The sequence below is a fragment of the Bifidobacterium simiarum genome (assembly GCF_002802905.1).
Taxonomy (GTDB): Bacteria; Actinomycetota; Actinomycetes; order Actinomycetales; family Bifidobacteriaceae; genus Galliscardovia; species Galliscardovia simiarum.
In genome coordinates, this window is sequence record NZ_PEBK01000006.1 from 193,748 (window position 1) to 200,952 (window position 7,205).

Consider the following 7,205-nt stretch of genomic DNA (forward strand, 5'->3'; position numbering starts at 1 on the left):
CGTCTGTCAGCCCCTTACTTCTTGCTTCGCTAATCGAGGCCCAGATTCTTTAACGTTGGAAGATCTTTTACCTCTGTGATGAAGTCGGCGAAAAGGATCGTGTTCCTCTGGACATCTTCGGAGTGTGTATCTCGGATGCTCTTTGGCATGACAAGGCGCAAATTCTTGTCCATCATCTGCTTGTTCTGTTTGGATGAGATTCCAGAAGGCGTAATGGTGAAGAGGTGCTTCTCACTAATCCTGTCGGCCTCGTCCAATACCTGACGCCACCGGTCCTTGGTGCTTGTTTTGAGGGCAAGCATACGAAGGTTGGAAGAGGGGTATCGGCCATCAGCATATTCTTCAACGCCAGGGAAAAGGAAGTCCGGCTTTTTGCTCTCTTCAGTCACCGCTTGCGGCGTAAAACGGATGCCTCGCTCGTTAAGAATGCGCTGCACATGCTGTTCAAGGCTGGTGCCGGCACGACTGACACGTCGATTTCGGGCATGCTTGTAGAACTTGGTGAACTGAGGCACGTCTATCTTCCCATCCTTGGAAACGAAAGGCGTCGCCTCGTACTCGTGCTGGATGATGGCTTCCTCCAGCACACTGAACAAGTGGTATTCGCGCTCGTAATAGGCCAATACGACTTCATCCGGGTTATCGGTTTTCGGGTCTACATCCGTCAAGGAATCCTCCGCGTACTGTGCGAACTCGCGTCCCGTTGGGAAGCTGTAGTTCCATCTGTGGAGCATGTCTTCCAGAAGAAGAGCATCCTTCTGCTGCGGCTCGAAACCAAGCAACGTCAGCAATTGAATCGCAAAGACATCCACGGATGCCTTCGTCTGGTCGTATACACTGAACCTGCCGTCAAGATTCTTAATGCCGAAGAGCCAGCGCATCTCCGCATCAACGCTGCTGCTGGCAGCCGCAATCGCCAATAGCAGACGTCCGTCCTTCATATACCCGCAGTACAGTGTGTCGCCGGCTGAAGCCAGTCTCATCGGCACACAAGCCTGATAGTACAAGCGCCATTCCGCGCTTCGGGTCGGATTATTACGTCTGGTGTCATACCAGCTCGTAAAGATGTCTTCCGTAACAGGATCATCGTCGTCGGACAGATACATGGCGACGGTGGGAATGCCGTTGCCATCCGAAGCCTTTCGATCGACGTCTCCCAAGACCGGCAGCATGGCCTTGGTGACGCCGCCTATCTCATGCTGATTGCTGCGCTCTGGATCAACATCCACGCGCTGAAGCTCCTTGGATGCGACCTTTTCGATGTAGTCCCCGAGCAACCCATAGTTAGACATGGGCTCATTTTACCCAACGGGTGCGTCGACGTCGATTGTTAGTAGTAAAGTAGTATAGTATTACTACTGTAAGGAGTCTGACCATGACGGAACCCCGACATTCGCATGAAGACGCCAGCGACGACCCGTGGGAGACCACATCTCTGAAGATGCGGCGGAGTACTCGACGGGCCGTGAAAATCTATGCCGCCGAGCATGACATGACCATGCAGAGCGTTCTAGAAGAGGCGCTCCTGCGGCTTCTTTCTGAGAAATAGGGGCTGGAGGCTGTAAGATGACCCATCGTGCAAATTCAAGCAAAGGAGACACTAAGGTGACGCAAGGCAACAGCCCCACCTTCATCGAGCTGTTCGCGGGATGCGGCGGCCTGAGCCTTGGCCTGCGCTCGGCCGGTTTCCGGGAAGTGATGGCGAACGAGCTTTCCTCCATGCCCGCCGAGACCTTCGCTTTGAACCTGATGAACGTCGATATGCGTTCCTCCGAGTTCCAGCAAACCGAGCCGAAGGATCGCAAGGTCCTGTGGATTGACTCGTCTTCGGATGACGTTTCGGAACGACTTGTGGACAATCCGTTCGAGCGTCCCGAAACCAACATGGCGGAATTGTCAGGCATTGACGACTTCGAGGGCCGCCTGATTGTCGGCGACATCCGTCGCCTGAACGCATTCATCGAGGACCGTGGCAGCGCTCTGGTGCACGGCGAGGTGGATTTGGTGTCAGGTGGTCCGCCATGCCAAAGCTTCTCTCTTGCCGGTCGCCGTGAGTTCGGCAACCAGCGCAACCAGCTGCCGTGGGAGTTCGCCAAATTCGTCGATGTGCAGCGCCCCCGCATGGTACTGCTTGAGAACGTCGAAGGAATCCTTCGTCCTTTCAAGCTGGACAGTACCACCTATTATGCATGGTTCGAGGTGTGCAAGGCCTTCGCGAACATCGGATACGCCACCTGCCCGATGCTGGTGAACGCACGCCTCGCCGGCGTGGCTCAGAACCGTCCGCGTTTCATCATGCTTGCGATTCGCGAAGACCTTGTCTCCAACCTCAGCGAGGACATCGCCCCATGGTTCGCTCAGGGAGTGCGGCTGATTGAAGCAGTCAAGAGCGAGGATCCCGCATACGACAAGAACGAGTGGCGGTATTGGGACCTGACTGACGAAGCTGACGCCTCCAGAGCGGAAGTTTCCGTGTTCGCTCCGCTGGTCGCGTTCAGGGATCCAGCCAAGCAGCATACGGTATACGATGCCATCCGCGACCTTCAGGACGTGGATGCTCCGGCGCGCAGTAAATACGTCAAGGAACTCAACTCCGTGCTGGGCGACTACCTTGAGGGCGGGAACCCGAAGATGCAGAACCTTCGTCATCCGAACAGTACACCCAAGGTGCAGGCTCGGTTCCGCGTGTATCAGGTCATCGCCAACTCGCCCAAGCAAGTGGGTGATGAAATCAAGAAGATTATGCGCGGGCAGAAGACCGACATCTCGGACGCTACCTATCAGGCGCTACTGAAGCGTGACCTTCTGGAGTACGGGAACGGTCTGCCGACCGACCATGGATCAATGGTCGATTATCTTGCCGGTATGAAGACGCGCAAGTTCTCGCAACGGGCACTGGTCAGTACGTTGCCGGCACCGGCGGCTTTGTCGATTCCGGATGACGTGGCCCATTACTCCGAGCCGCGCACGCTGTCGGTCAGGGAGATGGCGCGCATCCAGTCGTTCCCGGATTCGTTCGAGTTCCGAGGCATCGCCACCACGGGCGGCGCGCGCAGAAGGTATCAGGTTCCCCAATACACGCAGATCGGCAACGCCGTACCGCCGCTGCTGGGGCGCGCATTGGGGAAGGTGGTTTCTTCGATACTGTCTTCGCTTTAGAAGACGAACTCCTCAGGATCCGAGAAGAGCAACGGGAAGTTCTTCTTGTCCATCTTGAACAGGACGCCGTGATCTCGCCACTTGCCGTCAGCGTCGAAGTGAGCGGCGAGATCCAGCGTCACCTTGTCGGCTTCGAGCAGCGGCCCCAGCAGGGAGGCGTTCGGGTTCTTGGTGTGCATCACACGGACATAGCGGAAGTACTCCACTCCATCAATCATTTCGGAGGTGGCTCCCACCCAGAAGGTTTCAGGGTGCTTGGTGCGCAGTCGTTCCTTTAGCAGCTTCATCGTCCACGAAGCGACATAGCTGCGCTTGTCGCCGTCCTGATACTCCATATCAAGACGGTCGGCGTTCTCGTTGACGTCCAGAACCAGACCATAGGCATTGGGGCGGGAGACTCGGAAGGTCTCGTACAGTTGGAGACGGGCTTCGCTGGACCCGCGAGGCACCTGCACCTTTCCGTACTTTTCCACAATCTCCCTGTACTTCATGCCGACATCGGGCACCTGCGAGAACAGCGTCGAGCGGGTGGGCGTGCGCATCTTGCCGTTGCGGCTCAGTCGCGTGGCCTTGAGCTCGATGCCCATGTAGTCAGGGTTCTTGGAATTGTTGCGCTGAATGCCCAGAGCGTGCTCCAACGTATCTCCAACACCGGGGTCGCCGGGCGTGATTGAACGCTGCGGACCGTCAGCGTTGATCTTACGGATGAGGGCTAGGAGCTGCTGCTCGATGACGCTGCTCTTATCACCGCGCTGCAGGATGCTGTACGCGTAGTCCTGTTGCAGCAGCGATTCAGCGACTTCCGGATCAGAAAGGTTGAAGACGTAGATTGCCTCGTCGATGACCGTGAGCGCCAGTAGGTTGCACGGGCGGCAGTGTTTTTTGAGATCATAGAACCAGATGCGTGGGTCTCCGTGCTTTGTCGTCGGCCGGTACAGCGAGGCCTGCGTTTCCACCAACCCATCGCCCTTCACCAGAAACGCCGGGACGACGTGCTTGTTCTCGGTCCCTTGAGCCTGCTGCTGGTAATCATGTACGTGCGCGTCGTATAGGAGCTCTCGGACCGGGGCGATGGCGTCCATGATGGACTTCTTGTATCCGGTCGGCGTGGGAACAAGGAACGCTACGGGGGTGTTGAGCCGAGCGAATACCGGCGCGAACCGCTCGATTGGGGTGTCTGACATGCTGAGCATTTAGGGACCTCGCTTGCTTCATTGACGCGGTGTTGTTCCCATCATACGAGCTTCAGCCCGTAAGAGACCGGAATGACGCAGCTATGGCGTTGGTATCATGGGAGGCGCTTAGCCGGAGGCAGGATAGCGCAGGGTGTCTGATGCGGTGCTCGCTCGGATTAGGCGACGTAACTGTGTGCTGCCGTCATCCCCAAACGTGAGCATCGGCAGCTGCGGGCCATCGTCGGATGCGGAGTGAAGATTGGAGCATGTGCCATGTATGACATCTCGTTGACACATCAGTCATTACCGTCGGAGGAATACATCCGTCTGTTGGGCATTGCTATGTGCGTGTTCAGCTCAAATAATGGGTTCATCATCGAGAATGTGATTCATACTGATGCCAGTCAATCTTGGCGTGACCTTATCGATAAGGAATCCGGGCAGTTGAAGCCCGCTATCGCCGCTACGATTACCAAGGTGGCGGGAGATGACATTCAAAAGAAGTTTTCGGACATCGTGGTACGCCGTAATCGTATTATTCATGGCTTCCGTATTACGTCGAAGGCCGGGGAACAGATTCTTGGAACCAAGGACAGGAAAACACAGGAACAATTCGAGATCAGCGAAGATTATCTTCGGGAGTTCATCCGTGCCAACGATGAATTGAGTCAAATGCTTGAATGCTATAGGCAATCGATTACATGGGCTGATGTCGATTAAGGCACAATACGCTTAATAGGGTTGACAAGCACGAGCAGGATACGCAGTTTTTTGCCTGTTCGACACTGCCATCCCGACACAAGAGTTCGAGGGAATATGATGAATCTGTGGGCCTTCTTTTCCGGCATCGCATCTTGGTTCGGCAATCTGTCGGATGTTTTTAAGGCAGCTTTGATTACTGCCGTAGTCTCCTTGATCGGTATTGTCGGACAATGGTGTATTGCTTCAGGCAATAGCAAAAGAGCAGAACGAGCTGAAGAAAGGGCTGATAACGCCGAGAAACGCGCTGATGCAGCTGAGAGACGCGCTGTTGCTGCCGAGCGGCGTGAGACTGATGCAATCCGCAACAAAGAACTCTCTGACTTCGCCACGTTTTTCAAGTCATATACGATTCTGGCGACGAAGGTATTCAATACCAACCTGCGGATTGGCGAGTACCTTGCGAAACAGCTCTCGTATATGGATGCTTATGCAGAAAAAGAGGTTCCTTTTGACCAGCATTTCGTCGATGCCGTTTCTAGATTGAACGGAGCCGTTGAAAACATCAGAAGCAGTTCCTCCAAGACTCGGTATGACCTAATACAAAAACGAGATGCCGGCCTTATCATGTATCGAACGTTTTCGAAAGAAATTCAAGAAGTATTCAGTTGCGCTAATTTCTTTCCCGATGAAGTGCCGCCCCAGTTAGATTTCTTTGGTGCAACAAGAGTCTCTCCGTATGTGAAAACCATTCTTACTAACTATGATGGCCATATTTGGCAAAAGGTGCTTGAGGAGAGAGCTGATGAAAAGAACTGGGATGAATCTGAGCTACTTTGGAAGAGATTCATACAAGATAACTTCAGTATTGAAGGAATAGAGATCGTCAAGACTAAAAGTGAATTGGCGAAACGCTTTAACGCGTCAGTAGCCGCATTGAGAGACTGTATAGAGAAGGAGAATTAGGTATGGCGCATATGGCTAAAAGTGGACAGCTACATATCGGAGCCGTGGAACCGTTCCGCGCTGATCTGCTGCATCGGGACAAGCCGCAGGCGTTGAAGGTGCTTGAAGAAGCCGCGGAGGTGGTGGAAGCGTTCAAAGATTGGAACAAGCACGGACAGACCGCAGAGCAGCGCCATGATCTGATTGACGAGTGTGCTGACGTGATTCAAGCGACGGTCAATCTCATGGCCGCGATGGAGTTCACCGACGATGAGATTCATCAGGCCATCGAGGATTGCCGGGCGCGGAATGACGCACGCGGTCGCATGACACCGCGCTCCACTGACTGAAAAGGTTGGATTACTGATACTCAGTCATCCGGTAGCTTCAGCAGTTGGAATGATGCTCATCGTCGTGTCTGTAGCTCATACACGATTCAGACACGATGACCCCTGAGAACAGTGAAATCAGGGGCAATCAACGAATCTGATGAAGGTAATAGAACCGGCGTTATTACAACGAAAACGCAACTGACGAAGCTCACGATAATCAGCGAAGCGACCCTTCAAAATAACAAGGGGTTACTCAGTCATTGGGTAATCTGATCGATGAATTGTTGTCAGGTCAGAGCAGGTCAGAGCAGTTCATAGCTCGGTTGCTTCGTCCAATATCTCATCAGCCTGCCTGCGGCAGACGACTTCATCAGCAAGAGTGGACGGCCGGCGGTCGCACGTCAGCTCGCATGCCGGCTTGCCTGAGTCCTAAAAACGCCCACAGCGTTTTCTTAATGGGCTCAGCCTAAGGGGAGGGAAGCCGTAAAAGGATTGGCGGGTTCTAGTGGGGTCAATAGAGCTGATCGTGGGTTCCGGTTCTGGCGAGGATGAACTGGGTGGTTCGGACATGGTTTTCGGCTTCGCGGCGGGCCTGTGCTGAGGTGGGACTCTGACGTGTGGCGTGGAACGGCATCCCGTCGTCCACTATCGACTGGCGGAGGAACATGTTGAGTGCGGTGGATAGATCCAGTCCCATGGACTCATACAATTCGCGTGCCCTGTTCTTGAGCTCCGCATCGGTACGGAAAGTGATCGTGGTGTCGGCCATATTCGATCCTTCCACATGAATCAACAATGTAATTACTTTGTAATGCTTTGGGGGTGCGGATGTTTTTTTGGATGGCTAGGCGGCCAGTCCAAGGTGTTTGCGGTATTGCACCGGACTCATCCAGCC

The 7,205-nt window shown here is 54.3% G+C and carries 7 protein-coding genes; 4 read left to right on the forward strand and 3 right to left on the reverse strand.

Going from position 1 to position 7,205, the window contains the following annotated elements; genetic code table 11:
* Nucleotides 1–29 precede the first annotated feature (29 nt).
* A complete protein-coding gene (locus CSQ87_RS07595) occupies nucleotides 30–1,292 on the reverse strand; it encodes a type II restriction endonuclease (protein ID WP_100513266.1) in 1,263 nt (420 codons plus the stop codon).
* 313 nt (nucleotides 1,293–1,605) lie between these two features.
* Here CSQ87_RS07595 and CSQ87_RS07605 point away from each other — a divergent pair, with 313 nt between their 5' ends.
* Complete coding sequence (locus CSQ87_RS07605) at nucleotides 1,606–3,159, forward strand: DNA cytosine methyltransferase (protein ID WP_165776794.1); 1,554 nt, start codon at nucleotides 1,606–1,608, stop codon at nucleotides 3,157–3,159.
* Here the strand turns inward: CSQ87_RS07605 and CSQ87_RS07610 are convergent.
* Nucleotides 3,156–4,352 carry an MvaI/BcnI family restriction endonuclease gene (locus tag CSQ87_RS07610; RefSeq protein ID WP_100513269.1) on the reverse strand — a complete coding sequence of 399 codons (1,197 nt, stop codon included), beginning with the start codon at nucleotides 4,350–4,352 and terminating at the stop codon, nucleotides 3,156–3,158. The two genes, CSQ87_RS07605 and CSQ87_RS07610, sit on opposite strands and share 4 nt — an antisense overlap.
* Before the next feature lie 255 nt (nucleotides 4,353–4,607).
* On the opposite strand from CSQ87_RS07610, the gene CSQ87_RS07615 reads away from it, so the two are divergent.
* The 3 genes from CSQ87_RS07615 to CSQ87_RS07625 all read left to right on the forward strand — a co-directional run bounded on the left by CSQ87_RS07615 (nucleotide 4,608) and on the right by CSQ87_RS07625 (nucleotide 6,328).
* Nucleotides 4,608–5,054, forward strand: coding sequence for a hypothetical protein (locus CSQ87_RS07615; protein ID WP_100513270.1), 447 nt, complete (start codon nucleotides 4,608–4,610; stop codon nucleotides 5,052–5,054).
* 96 nt (nucleotides 5,055–5,150) lie between these two features.
* Nucleotides 5,151–5,999 carry a hypothetical protein gene (locus CSQ87_RS07620; RefSeq protein ID WP_133122372.1) on the forward strand — a complete coding sequence of 283 codons (849 nt, stop codon included), beginning with the start codon at nucleotides 5,151–5,153 and terminating at the stop codon, nucleotides 5,997–5,999.
* A 2-nt stretch (nucleotides 6,000–6,001) separates the two neighbouring features.
* Nucleotides 6,002–6,328, forward strand: coding sequence for a pyrophosphohydrolase domain-containing protein (locus tag CSQ87_RS07625; protein ID WP_100513272.1), 327 nt, complete (start codon nucleotides 6,002–6,004; stop codon nucleotides 6,326–6,328).
* Nucleotides 6,329–6,821: 493 nt separating this feature from the next.
* Here the strand turns inward: CSQ87_RS07625 and CSQ87_RS07630 are convergent, their stop codons facing one another.
* Nucleotides 6,822–7,079 carry a type II toxin-antitoxin system RelB/DinJ family antitoxin gene (locus tag CSQ87_RS07630; RefSeq protein WP_100513273.1) on the reverse strand — a complete coding sequence of 86 codons (258 nt, stop codon included), beginning with the start codon at nucleotides 7,077–7,079 and terminating at the stop codon, nucleotides 6,822–6,824.
* Between the last annotated feature and the right edge of the window lie 126 nt (nucleotides 7,080–7,205).

Excerpts from the sequence above, each read along its gene's own strand:
- CSQ87_RS07625 (WP_100513272.1), top strand. The coding sequence starts at position 6,002 with ATGGCGCATATGGCTAAAAGTGGACAGCTACATATCGGAGCCGTGGAA.
- CSQ87_RS07620 (WP_133122372.1), top strand. The coding sequence starts at position 5,151 with ATGATGAATCTGTGGGCCTTCTTTTCCGGCATCGCATCTTGGTTCGGC.
- CSQ87_RS07610 (WP_100513269.1), bottom strand. The coding sequence starts at position 4,352 with ATGCTCAGCATGTCAGACACCCCAATCGAGCGGTTCGCGCCGGTATTC.
- CSQ87_RS07630 (WP_100513273.1), bottom strand. The coding sequence starts at position 7,079 with ATGGCCGACACCACGATCACTTTCCGTACCGATGCGGAGCTCAAGAAC.
- CSQ87_RS07595 (WP_100513266.1), bottom strand. The coding sequence starts at position 1,292 with ATGTCTAACTATGGGTTGCTCGGGGACTACATCGAAAAGGTCGCATCC.
- CSQ87_RS07615 (WP_100513270.1), top strand. The coding sequence starts at position 4,608 with ATGTATGACATCTCGTTGACACATCAGTCATTACCGTCGGAGGAATAC.